Genomic DNA, 18062 nt, shown 5'->3' with positions numbered 1-18062 from the left:
TCGAATGTGGAAGGTCGATTTTAAGCGAGTTTCCGCGTATAAATGTTCCTTTGCTCTGTTGTGTGGAATGACCACTGACAGCTTGGAAATTAGTAAATAATTAAGAGATTGGGAAATTCATTATGCGTACCCATTACTGTGGTAACCTGAACAAGTCCCTGGCGGGACAAACTGTAGAATTGTGCGGCTGGGTAAACCGTCGCCGTGATTTAGGCGGTCTTATCTTTATCGATATGCGAGATCGTGAAGGCGTCGTTCAGGTTGTTGTCGATCCAGATATGAAAGATATCTTTCCGATCGCTAACCAACTGCGTAATGAATTCTGTATCAAATTTACTGGTGAAGTACGTGTTCGTCCTGACAGCCAAGTAAATAAAGATATGGCGACGGGTGAAGTTGAGCTTTACGCAACTGGCCTTGAGATCATCAACCGTTCAGAAGCGCTTCCACTAGATTTCAACCAAACGAACTCTGAAGAACAGCGTCTTAAGTACCGTTACATCGATCTTCGTCGTCCAGAAATGAGCGATCGTATTAAGCTTCGTGCACGTGCTTCTAGCTTCGTTCGTCGTTTCCTAGACGAGAACCTATTCCTAGACATCGAAACACCAGTACTAACGAAAGCGACACCTGAAGGCGCTCGTGACTACCTAGTGCCAAGCCGTGTTCATAAAGGTAGCTTCTACGCACTTCCTCAATCTCCTCAGCTGTTCAAGCAATTGCTGATGATGTCTGGTTTTGACCGTTACTACCAAATCGTTAAATGTTTCCGTGATGAAGATTTACGTGCTGACCGTCAGCCTGAATTTACTCAGATCGATATCGAAACATCATTCCTGTCTTCTCAAGAAGTACGTAACATCACTGAAAAGCTCGTTCACGATATGTGGAAAGAGCTTCTAGATGTTGAACTGGGTCAATTCCCAGTAATGCCATTCTCTGAAGCGATTCGTCGTTTCGGTTCTGATAAGCCAGATCTACGTAACCCACTAGAACTAGTAGACGTTGCTGACTTACTGAAAGATGTAGAGTTCAAAGTATTCTCTGGCCCTGCGAACGACGAAAAAGGTCGCGTAGCAGTAATCCGTGTACCGGGTGGCGCTAAGCTGACTCGTAAGCAAATCGACGGTTACGCAGAGCATGTAGGTATCTACGGCGCGAAAGGTCTAGCTTGGATGAAGGTTAACGACCGTGCTGCTGGCATGGAAGGTATCCAATCTCCAGTTGCTAAGTTCCTAAACGAAGACGTAATCAACGGTCTTCTTGAGCGCACTCAAGCTGAATCTGGCGATATCATCCTATTTGGTGCAGATAAAGCGAACATCGTTGCTGAAGCAATGGGCGCACTTCGTATCAAGCTAGGTGATGACTTAGAGCTAACAGACAAGAAAGCGTGGGCTCCACTTTGGGTTATTGATTTCCCAATGTTCGAAGAAGATGGCGAAGGCAACCTTCACGCAATGCACCACCCATTCACATCACCACTTGGTGTGAGCGCGGAAGAGCTAAAAGCAAATCCAGCAGCAGCTAACTCTGATGCATACGACATGGTAATCAACGGCTACGAAGTAGGCGGCGGTTCTGTACGTATTCACAGCGCAGAAATGCAAACGGCTGTATTCGGTATCCTAGGTATCGAAGCTAAAGAACAGCAAGAGAAGTTCGGTTTCCTACTTGAAGCGCTTAAGTACGGTACGCCACCACACGCAGGTCTAGCATTCGGTCTTGACCGTTTAGCAATGCTTCTTTGTGGTACAGAGAACATCCGTGACGTTATCGCATTCCCGAAAACAACAGCTGCAGCATGTCTATTAACAGACGCGCCAAGCCTAGCAAACCCAGCGTCACTGGAAGAGCTAGCAATCGCTGTTAACTTAGCGAAGAAAGAAGACTAATCAAACGATTAAGCTCAACTTTCTAATCAAGCAGTGAGTTTTCGATAGAGCTTAAGTCTAGATAGCACTTAAGCTTTCAACAAAACTGAGTTTTTGATAGAACTTTTTCTTTCGCAGAACAACGAAATGCCCGTTAATTTGACGGGCATTTTTTTTTGCGTTCGATATACTAAGCTCATAAAGCATGTATAAATAATCAGTATTTGAAGTTATGTCTATTATCTTAGGGATTGACCCTGGCTCTCGTATTACCGGCTATGGCGTGATTCGTCAAAATGGTCGCCATCTATATTACTTAGGTAGCGGTTGTATTCGCACCTCTGAAAAAGAACTGCCAGGCCGACTTAAACAAATCTACGCCGGTGTGAGCGAAATCATCACTCAGTTTCAGCCAGATGTGTTTGCGATAGAACAGGTCTTTATGGCGAAGAATGCCGATTCAGCACTTAAACTTGGTCAAGCTCGTGGCAGTGCGATTGTAGCAGCGGTGAATGCAGATTTACCTGTACATGAATATGCGGCTCGTTTGATCAAACAAGCGGTGACGGGTAATGGTGGCGCTGATAAGTCTATGGTTCAGAATATGGTGATGAGCATGCTCAAACTACCCGCTAAGCCACAAGCCGACGCAGCGGATGCGCTAGGCGTAGCGATCACTCACGCTAACACCAATAAAACCTTGGTCGCACTTGCAGGCAAAGCAACGGGAGCAAGAAAAGGGCGCTATCGTTAAGTCCCCCCCCTCTGTTTTCTAAAAGTTTGCGTTACGTGAGCCTCACGCCCTGTTTGGCTCATATCAAAACAATACGCCTCTAAATCCTTGATGAAATGAGATCTTTCGAACATAACCCAGATAATAACATTGCGTATCATTTAACATGTTATTAACATTGGTCGGAGGTCTTACAAGTTAATCAAGGATGATCACTGATGAACCCAATCAAGCTGTGGCGCGCGCTGTTTCTACCTAAAAACAATGGGTGGAGTAACAACGAAGTCAGACAAGCCGATATCTTATTACTCTTCACTTTTATCGCATTCTTCGTGGGTGTCTATAGCTTAATCAAGTGGACTAAGCACGAAGAGCAACTTCTGATCGCCACATCTGTATTTCTTATCGTATTCGAACTGATCTCTGCATTGCTACTTCGTGTGACGAGTAAGCCGAGCCTTGCACTTAACTTTGGTTTTGTCGGCATGGCTGTCCACGCGTTGAACATCATTTATCAAAGCGGTGGGGTTGTGGCTTCCACTCAAGCTTATTGGGTGCCTTTGTTAGTGGTCGCTTTTTTCTTATCAGGAACACGAATTGTGGCTTTGGTATGGAGTGGACTGGTTATCGGTGTTTCATTGGTGATGACGTCTGCACATCTCAATGGATTTGCATTTCCCCAGCTTGAGCTAACCCCTGATGCGGTAGCGGTAGAAACTTGGTCCGGTGTGATTATGCCACTGGTGGTCATCTGCATTGCTCAAGCCTTTACCGCTAAGCAAAAAGAGGTGGCGATCGAAATGGCAGAGGATGCGATTTCAGAAAGCCAACACGTTGCCAATCAAGCGACGCAAAGTGAAGGTCGACTCTCTATCGTGCTCGACCAAGCCAATTCGAATTCAGAGAGCCTGCAGGGTGTTTCGGTTCATTTAGATCAGCAGTCACAAGACTTGCATGCTCAAGTCGAAGTGTTGAATGTCAATTGTGAATCTCAAGCGAGCGCTGCGGAAGAGATGAGTCAACAACTCCATCAAATGACTCAAGGCATTGAAGAATCCAATTCATTTGTAGGTGAACTGAAAGAACGCAGCGAAGCGGTTGGAACCAAAGCGCAAAAGAGCTCAGAGTCACTAGAAGCTTCAACCGATGCGATCAGTCAGATCATTCAAAGTAATCAAGAGATCATGAAAGTCGCTGATTTGATCACTTCGGTTGCTGAGCAAACCAATCTGTTAGCACTTAACGCGGCAATCGAAGCGGCTCGAGCAGGTGAGCAAGGAAGAGGCTTTGCTGTGGTAGCTGATCAGGTAAGAGAGCTATCGGCGAAAAGCAGTCATTCGGCGATAGAGATTCGAACTTTGTTAGATCGCAGTAAAGAAGAAGTTGAACACGGCAGAGCAATCATCGAAACCACGGCGAGCGAGATGAACGGCATTATCTCTGAGGTGCAAACCATATCAACAGATGTTAATCAGCTCACCAATATTATGGCAATGCAGATGAATTCGCTAAAAGAGCTCGATCTCGCCAGTTCAGAAGTCGCCCAAAGTGTGGCGGAAACTAAATCGGTGTCAGGCTTAGTCGCGAATTATGGTTCTGAGCTAACAGGTCATGTGACTTCGGTTAAAGAATTGGTCGCGAGCTTGAACAGCGTGGTCTCGCAAGCCAAACAAGCCTAAATAATTCACTTCAAAAAACACAAAGAACTGGATAAGTATCCAGTTCTTTTATATTCTGTCCTTCAAATTAAATTCCATCAAGAGAGTGAATTGTGATCGGACGTCTCCGCGGTACATTAATAGAAAAACAGCCACCAGAATTATTGATTGAAGTCAGTGGTGTTGGTTATGAAGTTCAAATGCCAATGAGCTGTTTTTATGAGTTACCAAACGTAGGCGAAGAAGCAATTATCTACACTCATTTTGTGGTACGTGAAGATGCTCAGCTACTTTATGGTTTTAACACCGTTAAAGAGCGTGCCTTGTTCCGTGAAGTGATTAAAGCGAATGGTGTCGGTCCTAAACTTGGTCTTGGTATCCTTTCTGGAATGACGGCAAGCCAATTCGTTCAGAGTGTTGAACGTGAAGATATCTCAACATTGGTTAAACTGCCGGGTGTTGGTAAGAAAACGGCAGAACGCCTTGTTGTTGAAATGAAAGACCGCCTGAAAGGGTGGGGCGCAGGTGATCTGTTTACGCCTGCAACAGATGCAGCGCCAATGGACTCGATGCCAGCGGTTCACGATGCTGAAGAAGAAGCCGTAAGCGCACTACTTGCGTTGGGTTATAAACCGACTCAAGCCTCTAAAGTTGTTGCTCAAGTGGCTAAAGATGGCATGACCAGCGAACAATTGATTCGCGAAGCACTGAAGTCGATGGTTTAATACCTCATATACTTGTTCTACAAAATAGACTCATTCACTTTGCCTATACGCAGAGTTAGGAATAACAGAATTTATGATTGAAGCCGATCGCCTGATTGCACCGGATAATCCGGTCTTTAAAGATGAAGATGTTATCGACCGTGCAATACGTCCAAAGGCGTTAGCCGACTATCAAGGTCAGGACCACGTTCGTAACCAGATGGAGATTTTCATTCAAGCAGCCCAAATGCGAAATGAAGCTCTGGATCATCTGTTGATTTTTGGCCCTCCCGGTTTAGGTAAAACCACGCTTGCGAACATTGTTGCTAATGAAATGGATGTGAGCATCCGTACGACTTCAGGTCCGGTTTTAGAAAAAGCAGGCGATTTAGCCGCGCTATTAACCAACCTCGAAGAAAACGATGTGCTTTTCATTGATGAGATCCACCGCTTAAGCCCTGTGGTTGAAGAGGTTCTGTATCCAGCAATGGAAGATTACCAACTGGATATTATGATTGGTGAAGGCCCTGCAGCTCGCTCTATCAAGATTGACCTTCCTCCATTTACTTTGATTGGCGCAACCACTCGTGCTGGCTCACTAACATCGCCATTACGTGACCGTTTTGGTATTACTCAGCGTCTTGAGTACTACAAGGTTGAAGACCTTCAAAATATCGTTCAGCGCAGTGCAGATTGCCTTGGACTTTCATTGGAGTCGGATGGGGCATTAGAAATTGCTCGTCGTGCTCGTGGTACACCGCGTATCGCGAACCGTTTATTACGCCGTGTACGAGATTACGCGGAAGTGAAAGCCGACGGACATATTTGCCCAGACGTGGCGGATAAGGCACTCAACATGTTGGACGTGGATGCCAAAGGCTTTGACTACATGGACAGAAAGCTTCTACTTGCGATTATGGAGAAGTTTGGTGGTGGTCCGGTCGGTATCGACAACATGGCAGCTGCGATTGGTGAAGAAAAAGATACGATTGAAGATGTATTGGAACCGTATTTGATTCAGCAGGGTTATCTGCAAAGAACACCAAGAGGTCGAATTGCTACCGACAGAGCGTATTTACACTTCGGAATAGACAAACCCTCAAATCGTTAACTTATTCATTTCTAAAGATCCCAGTTGCATAAGCGCTGGGATTTTTTGGTTTTTATTGAATAACAACTCTTTGAGCAAATCGATAAAAAGGCTAAATATCGAAATTCAAAAATGGAAACTTTGATTTCAAGTTTGATTTAGCTAACAAAAAATGAAATAAACTGTCATATCTTTTGTTAATACTTTATAGGTAGTTGTAATTTGGATGTTGAAGTGGTGCTGAGCTTTTGTCACAGATATCATGCGCGGTTATTAACAACGCTAAAATTGGTGTGATTTTAATCATGATTGTTTAAAAATAACTCTAATTTGCTTGAATAAAATTGATACAAATCAACGCAGACTTCTCCTATAAACCTTTTGAAACATACTGATTTTACCAGTAATATTAGCGCCAGCTATATTAGCTCATGCTTAACAATAATCTAACTATAACGGTACGTTTTTGCTACAAATTTCAATTTGTAATAACAATTATATAAATTGTTTTAACATGGATATTTGCGGTGAATAATCACACAAGTGTCATTCAGCCGACACAAAGGAGTTACCATGATTGATGTTGTTGATCTGTCGCGATTGCAGTTTGCATTTACAGCGATGTATCACTTCCTATTTGTTCCACTGACTTTAGGTATGGCATTTCTTCTTGCCATTATGGAGTCAGTATATGTAATGACTGGCAAACAAATTTACAAGGACATGACCAAGTTCTGGGGTAAATTGTTTGGTATTAACTTTGCTCTTGGTGTAGCGACAGGCTTAACCATGGAGTTTCAGTTTGGTACGAACTGGTCTTACTATTCTCACTACGTTGGAGACATCTTCGGTGCTCCGCTAGCTATTGAAGCGCTTGTTGCATTCTTCCTAGAGTCTACTTTTGTTGGTCTTTTCTTCTTCGGTTGGGACAGATTGTCAAAGCGTCAGCACTTAGCGGTAACGTGGTTAGTAGCACTTGGCTCTAACTTCTCAGCGCTTTGGATCTTGGTAGCGAACGGCTGGATGCAAAACCCAGTGGGTGCGGAATTTAACTTTGAAACCATGCGTATGGAAATGGTGAGCTTCGCTGAAGTTGTACTAAACCCAGTAGCACAAGTTAAATTTGTACACACAGTGGCGTCTGGTTACACAACGGGTGCAATGTTCATCCTTGGTATCAGCTCATACTACATTCTTAAAGGTCGTGACCTTGCCTTTGCTCGTCGCTCTTTTGCGATTGCAGCATCTTTCGGTATGGCGGCGATCTTGTCAGTAATCGTGCTAGGTGATGAATCTGGTTACGAGCTTGGTGAAGTTCAAAAAGTGAAGCTCGCTGCGGTAGAAGCAGAGTGGCACACTGAAGAAGCACCAGCTGCATTTACTGTTTTTGGTATTCCAAACCAAGAAACAATGAATACTGACTACGCAATTAAAATCCCTTACGTAATGGGTATCATCGCAACGCGTTCGCTTGATACTGAAGTAACGGGCCTGCGTGACTTACGTGATGATCACGTTGATCGTATCCGTACTGGTATGTACGCATACGAGTTGCTTGAAAAGCTACGTTCAGGCGACAAGTCTGAAGAAAACATTGCAGCGTTCGACGAAGTGAAAGGTGACCTAGGTTACGGTCTGCTTCTTAAGCGCTACACAGACGACGTTGTTGATGCAACAGAAGATCAAATCCAAATGGCTGCGGATGATTCTATCCCAACAGTTTGGCCTCTATTCTGGTCATTCCGTCTGATGGTTGCTTGTGGCTTCATCATGTTGTTTGTATTCGGTGCGGCGTTTGTTCAAACGTGTCGTCAGAAGATCGAACAGAAACCATGGATACTTAAAGCTGCGCTATTCTCAATCCCACTACCTTGGATTGCGATCGAAGCGGGTTGGTTCGTTGCTGAATTTGGTCGTCAACCATGGGCGGTTGGTGAAATCCTACCGGTTAACGTGGCTGCATCAGCACTAACTATTGAACAGCTTTGGACTTCTCTATTCGCGATTCTGGCACTGTACACAGTGTTCTTAATTGCTGAAGTTTACCTAATGCTGAAATTCGCACGTAAAGGTCCAAGTAGCTTAAAGACAGGCCGTTACCACTTTGAACAAAACGATAACTCTGTTGAAGACAAAGTTAGCCGTTCAGTCGAAGTATAAGTGAGGGAATATTATGTTTGATTACGAAAGCTTACGACTTATTTGGTGGGTATTGATCGGTGTTCTACTGGTTGGTTTCGCCGTAACTGATGGCTTCGATATGGGTGTTGCAGCCCTTTCACCTGTTATCGGTAAGAGCGACACTGAACGTCGTATTATGCTGAACACGATTGCCCCTCACTGGGATGGTAACCAAGTTTGGCTTATCACTGCGGGTGGTGCCTTGTTTGCTGCATGGCCACTGGTTTACGCGACATCTTTCTCTGGTTTCTACTTCGCAATGTATGCGACGTTAGCAGCGCTTTGGTTACGACCACTTGCTCTTGATTACCGTTCTAAGATTGAAGATCCAAAATGGCGTAAGACTTGGGACTACGCACTTTGCTTTAGTGGCACAGTTCCACCAATCATTTTCGGTGTGGCATTTGGTAACCTATTACAAGGTGTTCCATTCGAACTGAACGAATTCATGATGTCTAAGTACCATGGTACGTTCTTCGCTCTGCTAAATCCGTTTGCATTGCTTTGTGGTGTGTTGGCTCTGATGTTGTTCGTGATGCAAGGTGCAACATGGCTTCAAATGAAGACAACAGAAGAGCTGCACAGTCGCGCTCGTAACGTTGCTCAGATCACTGGCCTAATTGCTATTGCTCTATTCGTTATTGGTGGCTTCTGGGTTCAATCTATCGAAGGCTATGTAATTACAAGCACTATCGATACGTTTGCTGATTCAAACCCACTAAACAAAGAAGTATCACTTCAAGTTGGTGCTTGGATGACAAACTTCGAAACGTATCCAGCAATGTGGGCTGCACCGATTCTTGGTGTAGCAATGCCACTGCTTGCTGTAATTGCATCTCGCTTTGAGCGTGGTGGTTTCGCATTCTTGTTCTCAAGCCTATCTAACGCTGGTGTTATTTTAACGGCTGGTTTTGCAATGTTCCCATTCGTAATGCCATCAAGCCTGAACCCTAGCCATAGTTTGACTATGTGGGATTCAACAGCGAGTGAGCTAACGCTTGGTCTTATGACCGGAGTTGCGGCGGTAATGGTTCCTGTGATTCTGGGCTACACGACTTGGACATACTACAAAATGTTTGGTCGTCTAGATAAGAAACACATCGAAGATAATGACGTTTCAGCTTACTAAGCTAGAAGTTAAATAACTTAGGAGAAATTTTATGTGGTATTTCGCATGGATTTTGGGTGTACTTCTAGCATGTGCATTCGGCATCATCAATGCTCTTTGGCTTGAGCATTCAGAAATGATGGATAAAGACAGTGAGTAATCTCGCAGAGCAAGTTGCTAAATTGCATCAACCAATGGATAAGACTCTGTTAAGAGCTTTATCCTTAATATTGGGTTTCATGCATGTTGGTTTAGTAATGTGGGATCCTGAAACGTATGCGGCAAGCATCGGTGGCTTTAACGCTATCATTGGGCCTATGTTCATCTGGGCCGTATGCTCGAGCATGGTTTATGGTATCGGTTTTAAACCAAGAGCTTGGATGTGGCAGTTATTATTCAGCCCTTACGTTTCACTCACGATTTTGCTCTATCTAACCGTGCTGCGCCTTATCTAAATGGGGGCGTGGACTAGGTTTATAACAAAGTAAACCTAGGTGGTTGTTGGGTTTTTAGCCAAAAAGAGGTCATCTTATACAGATGGCCTTTTTTTTCGTCTTTCAAATCAAATAAATCACTGCCATATACTTTTAATGATAAAGAGTTAGGTTATAGTGAGATCTTTATCGTTTTGGGTTGTGGTAGCAAATTGCAGGGATTATCTAAGCCATTTACTTGGCCTGTGACAGTGTATTACGAAGACACCGATGCTGGTGGGGTGGTATATCATGCCAACTATCTTAAGTTCTTTGAGCGCGCTCGAACTGAGATGTTGCGCTCAATTGGCGTCTCTCAGCAAGTCTTGTTAGAACAAAATATCGGTTTCGTAGTCCGACATATGGACATTGATTTTATTCAAGGTGCGCGGCTTGATGATTCTTTACAAGTCATTACAAATATTTACGAGTTGAAGCGAGCTACCTTGGTCTTCTGTCAAGAGATCGTAAATCCTGATGGCAAGGCATTGTGTAAAGCAATGGTTAAGGTAGCATGTATCGATAATCAAAAAATGAAACCCAAAGCAATGCCAACATTTATTCTCACGGAGCTAACGAATAGTGACTGCTGAAATCTCAATCTTAGGCCTAATATTAGAAGCTAGCTTACTAGTTAAGATGGTCATGCTGATTCTTATGGGCATGTCTGTTGTTTCTTGGGCAATGATCATAAAAAGAAGTAAAGTATTATCTCAAGCTTCTAAACAAACAGAAGTCTTTGAAGACAAATTTTGGTCTGGCGTTGATCTTGCTAAATTGTACCAAGAGAGCAATAAACGCAAAGACGAGCTTTCTGGTACTGAAGAAATCTTCTACGCAGGCTTCACCGAATTTGCTCGCCTGCGTAAATCTAATGCCACTTCTCCTGATTTCATTATGGAAGGCACTGGTCGTGCAATGCGCGTTGCGGTTGCCCGTGAAGTGGATGAGCTAGAAACCAATTTACCTTTCCTAGCGACCGTCGGTTCTATCAGTCCTTATATCGGCCTTTTTGGTACGGTCTGGGGCATCATGCACTCATTCATCGCACTAGGCGAAGTGAAGCAGGCGACACTCGCTATGGTTGCACCTGGTATTGCAGAAGCTCTGATTGCAACAGCAATGGGTCTATTTGCTGCTATTCCTGCTGTTATGGCTTACAACCGCTTCAGTAGCCGAGTAGGTAAACTCGAACATAACTACGCGACTTTCTCTGAAGAGTTCCACAGCATTCTTCACCGTCAAGCGATGGCTGGCAGGGAATAATAGATGGCTGGATACCAACCTAAAAAACGCAAAATGACGGCAGAGATTAACGTTGTACCTTACATCGACGTTATGCTGGTTTTGCTGATTATTTTTATGGTGACCTCACCATTCGTCACACAAGGTGTTGATGTTGAATTGCCAAAGGCTTCAACGGCTAAATCAGCTCAAGATTTACTGGGTGACGAGAACGCGAGCTTCATTATCGTTGAAGTGAACAAAGACGGTGAGCTTGGCTTGAGCGTTAATGATGAAGAGGTTCAACGAGGCCTGTCAATTGAAGACATTATTGTTCGGGTTAAAGCTGAATTGTCTCTGAATCCTAACTCTCCAGTGGCGGTCGGCGGTGATGCCGCAACGCCTTACGCTGAAGTTGTTTTATTACTTGATGAATTAAGCCGTGCAGGTGTGCCAAAGGTTGGCCTTTTAACGGATATAAGGGAATAGCTCCGTAGCATCCATGAAAGCGAATAATAAAAAATCCAATAATTTCAAAACGCCGCTTCTAATTTCAATCGGGCTGCATGTCATTCTATTCGTCGCTCTTATTTGGGGAGCAGACTTCACGATGTCAGAACCTAAGCCAACAGGGCAGATGGTTCAGGCGGTCGTGATCGACCCTCAGTTAGTTCGCAAGCAAGCCCAACAGATTCGTCAACAAAGAGAAGCTGCGGGTAAGAAAGAACAAGAACGGTTAGACAAGTTACGTCGCGAAAGCGAGCGACTTGAAAAGAATCGTAAAGCGGAAGAAGAAAACATCCGCAAGCTGAAAGAAAAACAAGCCAAAGAAGCGAAAGCGACGCGAGAAGCTGAAAAACGCCGAGTTGAAAAAGAGAAACAACGTAAAGTCGAAGAGGCTCGCTTAAAGACAGAACAAAAGAAAGCCGCGAAAGCAGAAGCTGATCGTAAGCTAAAAGAAGCCGCTGTGGTTAAGGCGGAGAAAGAACGCAAGGCCAAAGAAGCGGCTGTCGCCAAAGCTGAACAAGAACGCGTGGCAAAAGAAAAAGCCGCGAAAGAGGCAGCAGACAAAGCTCGCAAAGAAAAAGAAGCCGCTGAACGTGCTGAAAAGCAGCGTATAGCGAAAGAGAAAGAAGCGGCAGCAGCAGCGGAGAAAGCCCGTAAAGCAAAAGATGCTGCAGCAAGAGCCGAAAAAGAGCGCAAACAACAAGAGGCAGCATTGAACGATATCTTTGCTGGGCTCGAAACTGAGACGACTCAAAACTCTTCGGCTAAACAACAATTTATTAGTGATGAAGCACAGCGTTACGGCGCTATTTATACTCAACTGATTCAGCAGAATCTGTTGTTAGAAGACAGCTATAGAGGACGCTCTTGTCGAGTAAACCTAAAGCTTATTCCTACGGGCTCAAATGCGATATTGGGTAGCTTGAGTATCTTAGACGGTGATCGCCGTTTATGCGCAGCAACGAAACGTGCAGTGGCACAAGTACAATCTTATCCACTGCCGAAAGACCCGGATATTGTGAAATCCTTGAAAGACATTAAACTACTTGTATCACCAGAGTAAAAGGACGAACTTGTGTTAAAGAAACTATTACTGAGTTTTGTTTTTGTAATAGCGACAAGCAGCCAGTTTGCACATGCAGCGCTGGAGCTGGTTATTACAGACGGTATAAACTCTGCTAGACCTATCGCTATTGTACCTTTCCGTTGGGAAGGTGCAGGACCTTTGACACACGATGTATCAGCGGTTATTGCTTCTGACCTACAACGTAGTGGGAAATTTAGCCCAGTTGCAACGAGCAAAATGCCTCAAACGCCTTACAGCGAAACAGAGGTCGACTTTGATGCTTGGACCAACCTAGGTGTTGATTCACTGCTAACGGGTAGCATCACTAAAAATGCCGAAGGGCAGTATGTGGTGAACTACCAACTGATCGACATTGTTCGTGGTCAACTGACTAAAGGGCAAAGCCGTGCACTAAGCGATGAAGGCCAATTAGTACTTTCTAAAGATCATGTGCTGTTCAACAAGAAAGCGACAGTGCCTGGTAAACGCTTGAGAGAGTACGCACACCGAATCTCTGATTTAGTGTATGAAGAGCTAACGGGTGAGAAAGGGGCGTTTCTAACGCGTATTTCTTACGTGGTAGTGAACGACAAAGATAAATACCCATACCAACTTCGTGTTGCTGATTATGATGGTTTCAATGAGCGTTTAGTGCTTCGTTCTAAGCAGCCTCTTATGTCACCAGCATGGTCTCCAGATGGTAAGAAACTGGCTTATGTAAGTTTCCAAAATGGCCAAGCTGAAATATTCATTATGAATATTTACACCGGTGAACGTGAGAAGGTGACGTCATACCCTCGCCACAATGGCGCGCCAAGATTCTCTCCAGACGGTAAGACATTGGCATTGGTATTGTCGAAAACAGGCAGCCTTCAAGTGTACACACTTGACCTTGCTAGCCGTAAGCTGACTCAAATTACCCGCGGCCGTTCTAATAATACTGAACCGTTTTGGCACCCAGATGGCAAGTCTCTTATTTTTACATCGGATCGTGGTGGTAAACCTCAGATTTATAATGTAAATTTGTCCAATAATTCGACTTCTCGTATTACTTGGCAAGGTAGCCAAAACTTAGGTGGCCAGATCACTCCTGATGGTCGATTCCTTATCATGGTGAATCGCAGCAACTCAGGCTTTAACTTGGCTAAGCAAGATTTGGAAACCGGCGCAGTTCAGGTGCTAACAAAAACACTGTTAGATGAATCTCCAAGTATTGCACCGAATGGAGGCATGGTTATCTATAGCTCTATTTACAACAAAACAAACGTGCTATCGATGGTTTCTATCGATGGTCGTTTTAAAGCTAGATTACCGGCAACCAACGGACGCGTACGAGCGCCTGCATGGTCACCGTTCCTCTAGTTAAAGTGATACATTCTTTTAGCTATTGATAGTGTTAACTATTGTGGCAATTAACTATCTATAGCACTTAGTCGCTGTAGAAACTAAGTTTGATAACGTAAGGAAAAAAAGATGCAACTTAACAAAGTTCTTAAAGGCTTGATGATTGCACTACCAGTGATGGCAGTAACGGCATGTAGCTCAACTGATGAAGCAACATCTGCAACTTCAGGTACTGAAAGCAACCAAACAACTTCAGGTTCAGAAGGCAACGTAGACACGACTGTTGTGACGCCAATTGATGCTAACGCACAACTGTCTGAGCAAGAGCTTAAAGAGCAAGCGCTACGCGAAACTCAAACAATCTACTTTGCATTCGATAACTCTACTATCGCTAGCGACTACGAAGAAATTCTAGCAGCTCACGCAGCTTACCTAAGCAACAACGTTGACATGAACGTTACTATCGAAGGTCACGCTGATGAACGCGGTACTCCTGAGTACAACATCGCACTTGGCGAGCGTCGTGCACAAGCTGTAGCGAAATACCTACAAGCTCTAGGTGTTCAAGCAGACCAAATCTCTATCGTAAGCTACGGTGAAGAGAAGCCACTTCTTCTAGGTCAATCTGAAGATGTGTACGCTAAAAACCGTCGCGCAGTACTAGTTTACTAATTTTAGTAGGCTATATAATTGAGGAATTGCCTCATGTTCAGTAACACAAAGCGAGTCATTTTGCTTTCGTTACTGGCAAGTGCAGCGAACATCGCGTTCGCTGCACCAGCTCCAGTATCCGATCTCAATAGCACCGCAACCAATTCATCATCTTCCTCTCGATCAGCAGCCTCTAACGAATCAGATATCGAGCGTTTAGAGCGCCTGCTTCAAAATCGAAACCTCGTTCAGCTTCAAATGCAACAGCAAATCGACGACATGGCACTGGAGATCAGTGAACTTCGTGGTGAGCTGGAACGAAACAGTTACGATATGAAGCAAATGCTAGAGCGCCAACGTGAACTGTTCATTGAACTGGATCGTGTAAGAGGCGAGGTGAAAGCAGCAGGAACAGCAACGGTAGCAGTGGCAGCGAGCGAAGGCTCCAAAGATGCTTCTGGTACGTTCAGTACTGATGTCGATGAGCAAACCGCTTATCAAAATGCTGTAGATATGATTCTAAAGCAACGAGACTACACGGGTGCTATCGCTGCATTCCAAAAGTTTCAAAAAGACTTCCCAGATTCTACCTTCACACCTAACTCACATTACTGGTTAGGTCAGCTTTATTTCGCTAAGAAGCAAGATAAAGAAGCCGTGAAGAGCTTTGCCGCTGTTGTGTCGTACAAAGACTCAAACAAGCGAGCAGATGCACTGGTTAAGCTTGGTGACATAGCTGCACGCAACAATAACGCGACGCAAGCTAAGAAATATTACCAACAAGTCGTTACCGAGTACCCAAACAGTGCTTCGGCTAAAGTGGCCAAAACCCACTTATAAACAAAATAGAGGTGCTCAGGTACCTCTTTTTTATACCTGCTTACTTCCTTAATTTTTACTCAGCTGCTTTGTGACGCCAACGCATCACCTTGTTTATGCGTTTTAAGTCTTAGCTAGTCACCGCTTGCAACCAATCCTTTTTGATCCTCATCGCTGTCCTGTGTAGAATACTCTAATCCTCGGAAGAAGTTGCGTAGAGCAAGAGCAATGAGTCATATACTAGATAAAATCGATACAGTTTACCCGTTTCCGCCGAAGCCAGTTCCATTGAGCGACGCTCAGAAACAGGCCCACATCGCTAACATCAAAAAACTACTTCAAGAAAAAGATGCAGTTCTAATTGCACACTACTACACGGATCCTGAAATTCAGGCTCTGGCTGAAGAAACTGGTGGTTTCGTTGGCGATTCTTTAGAAATGGCTAAGTTCGGTAACCGTCATTCAGCAAGCACTTTGATCATCGCTGGTGTTCGTTTCATGGGTGAGTCTGCGAAGATTCTTACGCCTGAAAAACGCATTCTAATGCCAACGCTTGAAGCTGAATGTTCGCTTGATCTTGGTTGTCCCGCTGACAAATTTACAGAATTTTGTGATGCTCACCCTGACCACACCGTGGTTGTATACGCGAACACCTCTGCCGCTGTTAAAGCTCGTGCAGACTGGGTGGTTACGTCGAGCATCGCTTTAGAAATCGTTGAAAGCCTAGACGCTGAAGGCAAACCCATTATTTGGGGGCCAGACCGCCACCTCGGTTCTTACATTGCAAATCAAACCGGCGCTGACATGTTGCTTTGGCAAGGTGAGTGTATCGTTCATGATGAGTTCTCAGCGGATGCTTTGAAGAAAATGAAATCGGTCTACCCAGAAGCGGCTATTTTGGTTCACCCAGAATCACCAGCAAGCGTGGTTGAACTGGCTGATGCTGTAGGGTCAACCAGCCAGCTGATTAAGAAGGCAAAAGAGCTGCCTCATCCACAGATGATTGTCGCGACTGACAAAGGTATCTTCTTCAAGATGCAGCAATTGGTTCCTGAAAAAGAACTGATTGAAGCACCAACAGCGGGTGCTGGTGCAACTTGTCGTAGCTGCGCACACTGTCCTTGGATGGCAATGAACGGCCTTGAAGCGATTGAAAACGCACTTGAGCATGGTGGTAAGCAACACGAAATTTTCGTTTCTGACGAACTGCGTGTGAAGTCTCTTATCCCATTGAACCGCATGCTAGATTTTGCTGAACAGCTTAACCTACAGGTTAAAGGCAACGCTTAATTTCGTTGCCGTGATGATATAAGCAGTCCAGCTTAATCACTGTTTTGCTTTTCCCATCAAGAGAAAAACCAGCCGAGTGCTGGTTTTTTTGTGTCTGAGTATCGGCTATCGATATCAATGTTGATCTTATGTATCTTTTTCTGATGATATATCTTGTTGATATCGCGTATTTTTTCTAGCATGTAAGTAACAGAAAAGGATTTGAGGCTCGAATGATAATCTGGTTACAACTCAAACGCTGGATCAAAGCAAACATCTTTGTTTTGAATGGCAAAAACTTACTGTTCACTTTTCTTGGCTACATAGTTCTTTCGTGGTCGATGCTGTATTTGGCGGGTGAAACAGATTTAACCAGTTCGGTTACCGTATTCGCTTACTATTTGGTGGTGACGGCTTCTACAGTTGGTTATGGTGATTTATCACCGACCACGGTAGCAGGGCAGTGGATCGTTATTCTATTTGTGATTCCCGGCGGGTTGAGCCTTTTCGCCGCACTACTCGGTAAAGTGGCGACAGAAGGTGTTGAATATTGGCGAGCAGGCTTGCTAGGAAAAAGGAGAGTTAGAGTGGACAACCACATTTTGATGCTTGGGTGGAATGAGCAAAGAACCATTCATCTCATTCGCATGCTGCAGCATGAAGAAACGGGTAAGCGACCAATCGTATTATGTACTCGTTCAGATATTGAGAATCCGTTACCTGGTGAAATCAACTTCGTTAAAGTGAATAGCTACACTGATGGCAAAGAGATGGAGAAAACGGGCATTGAGTCAGCCAGTTGTATTCTGATTGATAACCCTGAAGATGACATTACTTTATCTGCGGCGCTCTACTGTGCGAACCGAAACCCTAAGGCGCACCTTTTGGTTTACTTTAAAGATGAAGCATTGAGCGACCTGCTACACAAGCATTGTCCTAATTCAGAATGTATTCCGGCTGTTGGTGCGGAGATGCTGGCTAAAGCTGCTGTTGACCCAGGTTCTAGTGCGCTTCACCAAGAGTTATTAAGCTCCACAAGAGGCATGACACAGTATTCAACGTATTTCCCTGAAAACGCCGAGCCTGTGACCGTTGCGCCTATTTTCTCTGTGTTTAAAGAGAAGTATCAAGCGACGCTGATCGCGATTGATACTGGCAGCGGTATTGAACTTAACCCAGAACTTGATCAAGTTGTCAGCAGTGGGACTAAGTTGTTTTACATTGCCGATGAGCGAATCGATCACTTCGATTGGAAAGGCTTTTAAGCTAACACCGTTCCTTCAGATCTAAAAAAGGCCTCATCGTGAGTAATGCCGATCAGTTAGAACTAAAGTGATCGGTTGAACGATCCTTCAGAGCTG

General features: G+C 44.4%; 18 protein-coding genes. All 18 read left to right on the top strand.

Features of this window, described 5'->3' with window-relative positions; translation table 11 throughout:
- Window positions 1–122 precede the first annotated feature (122 nt).
- The 18 genes from aspS to ED652_RS03620 all read left to right on the top strand — a co-directional run bounded on the left by aspS (window position 123) and on the right by ED652_RS03620 (window position 17966).
- Window positions 123–1895 (top strand): aspartate--tRNA ligase, encoded by a 1773-nt coding sequence (gene aspS / locus ED652_RS03705; protein WP_017111038.1) that lies wholly within the window; start codon window positions 123–125, stop codon window positions 1893–1895.
- A gap of 211 nt (window positions 1896–2106) precedes the next feature.
- On the top strand, window positions 2107–2628 hold the full coding sequence (ruvC, locus tag ED652_RS03700) for a crossover junction endodeoxyribonuclease RuvC (protein WP_004736470.1): 522 nt from the start codon (window positions 2107–2109) through the stop codon (window positions 2626–2628).
- 197 nt (window positions 2629–2825) lie between these two features.
- The gene (locus tag ED652_RS03695; RefSeq protein ID WP_122053518.1) at window positions 2826–4286 is read left to right on the top strand and encodes a methyl-accepting chemotaxis protein; all 1461 of its coding nucleotides are present in this window, start codon (window positions 2826–2828) and stop codon (window positions 4284–4286) included.
- Window positions 4287–4378: 92 nt separating this feature from the next.
- Window positions 4379–4990, top strand: coding sequence for a Holliday junction branch migration protein RuvA (ruvA, locus tag ED652_RS03690; protein ID WP_017111036.1), 612 nt, complete (start codon window positions 4379–4381; stop codon window positions 4988–4990).
- A gap of 73 nt (window positions 4991–5063) precedes the next feature.
- Complete coding sequence (gene ruvB, locus ED652_RS03685; protein WP_017105751.1) at window positions 5064–6080, top strand: Holliday junction branch migration DNA helicase RuvB; 1017 nt, start codon at window positions 5064–5066, stop codon at window positions 6078–6080.
- A 552-nt stretch (window positions 6081–6632) separates the two neighbouring features.
- Window positions 6633–8219 carry a cytochrome ubiquinol oxidase subunit I gene (gene cydA / locus ED652_RS03680; protein ID WP_029223557.1) on the top strand — a complete coding sequence of 529 codons (1587 nt, stop codon included), beginning with the start codon at window positions 6633–6635 and terminating at the stop codon, window positions 8217–8219.
- A gap of 13 nt (window positions 8220–8232) precedes the next feature.
- Window positions 8233–9369 carry a cytochrome d ubiquinol oxidase subunit II gene (gene cydB, locus ED652_RS03675; RefSeq protein WP_017111035.1) on the top strand — a complete coding sequence of 379 codons (1137 nt, stop codon included), beginning with the start codon at window positions 8233–8235 and terminating at the stop codon, window positions 9367–9369.
- Between the two features lie 31 nt (window positions 9370–9400).
- Complete coding sequence (gene cydX, locus ED652_RS03670) at window positions 9401–9508, top strand: cytochrome bd-I oxidase subunit CydX (protein ID WP_000270284.1); 108 nt, start codon at window positions 9401–9403, stop codon at window positions 9506–9508.
- Window positions 9501–9803, top strand: a complete 303-nt coding sequence (ybgE, locus tag ED652_RS03665; protein ID WP_017111034.1) for a cyd operon protein YbgE — start codon at window positions 9501–9503, stop codon at window positions 9801–9803. Before cydX ends, ybgE begins: the two co-directional genes overlap by 8 nt.
- Window positions 9804–9976: 173 nt before the next feature.
- On the top strand, window positions 9977–10414 hold the full coding sequence (gene ybgC, locus ED652_RS03660) for a tol-pal system-associated acyl-CoA thioesterase (protein ID WP_017105747.1): 438 nt from the start codon (window positions 9977–9979) through the stop codon (window positions 10412–10414).
- Entirely contained in the window at window positions 10404–11087 is a 684-nt protein-coding gene (gene tolQ / locus ED652_RS03655) for a protein TolQ (RefSeq protein WP_017111033.1), read from the top strand. The genes ybgC and tolQ overlap by 11 nt, the downstream gene beginning before the upstream one ends.
- Before the next feature lie 3 nt (window positions 11088–11090).
- Window positions 11091–11534, top strand: coding sequence for a protein TolR (gene tolR, locus ED652_RS03650; protein ID WP_017105745.1), 444 nt, complete (start codon window positions 11091–11093; stop codon window positions 11532–11534).
- A gap of 13 nt (window positions 11535–11547) precedes the next feature.
- Window positions 11548–12615, top strand: a complete 1068-nt coding sequence (gene tolA, locus ED652_RS03645) for a cell envelope integrity protein TolA (protein ID WP_122053517.1) — start codon at window positions 11548–11550, stop codon at window positions 12613–12615.
- Between the two features lie 12 nt (window positions 12616–12627).
- Window positions 12628–13980: a Tol-Pal system beta propeller repeat protein TolB gene (tolB, locus tag ED652_RS03640; protein WP_122053516.1), complete on the top strand. Its 1353-nt coding sequence runs from the start codon at window positions 12628–12630 to the stop codon at window positions 13978–13980.
- A 111-nt stretch (window positions 13981–14091) separates the two neighbouring features.
- Window positions 14092–14634 (top strand): peptidoglycan-associated lipoprotein Pal, encoded by a 543-nt coding sequence (gene pal / locus ED652_RS03635; protein ID WP_017105742.1) that lies wholly within the window; start codon window positions 14092–14094, stop codon window positions 14632–14634.
- 33 nt (window positions 14635–14667) lie between these two features.
- On the top strand, window positions 14668–15453 hold the full coding sequence (ybgF, locus tag ED652_RS03630) for a tol-pal system protein YbgF (protein WP_029223556.1): 786 nt from the start codon (window positions 14668–14670) through the stop codon (window positions 15451–15453).
- Window positions 15454–15660: 207 nt separating this feature from the next.
- Entirely contained in the window at window positions 15661–16722 is a 1062-nt protein-coding gene (gene nadA / locus ED652_RS03625; protein WP_017105740.1) for a quinolinate synthase NadA, read from the top strand.
- Between the two features lie 212 nt (window positions 16723–16934).
- Complete coding sequence (locus ED652_RS03620; RefSeq protein ID WP_017105739.1) at window positions 16935–17966, top strand: potassium channel family protein; 1032 nt, start codon at window positions 16935–16937, stop codon at window positions 17964–17966.
- The last annotated feature ends 96 nt before the right edge of the window (window positions 17967–18062 follow it).

Origin of the sequence: Vibrio sp. Evd11 (assembly GCF_900382755.1) — a bacterium.
GTDB classification, from domain to species: domain Bacteria; phylum Pseudomonadota; class Gammaproteobacteria; order Enterobacterales; family Vibrionaceae; genus Vibrio; species Vibrio lentus.
This window is presented reverse-complemented; position numbering and strand designations above follow the sequence as displayed.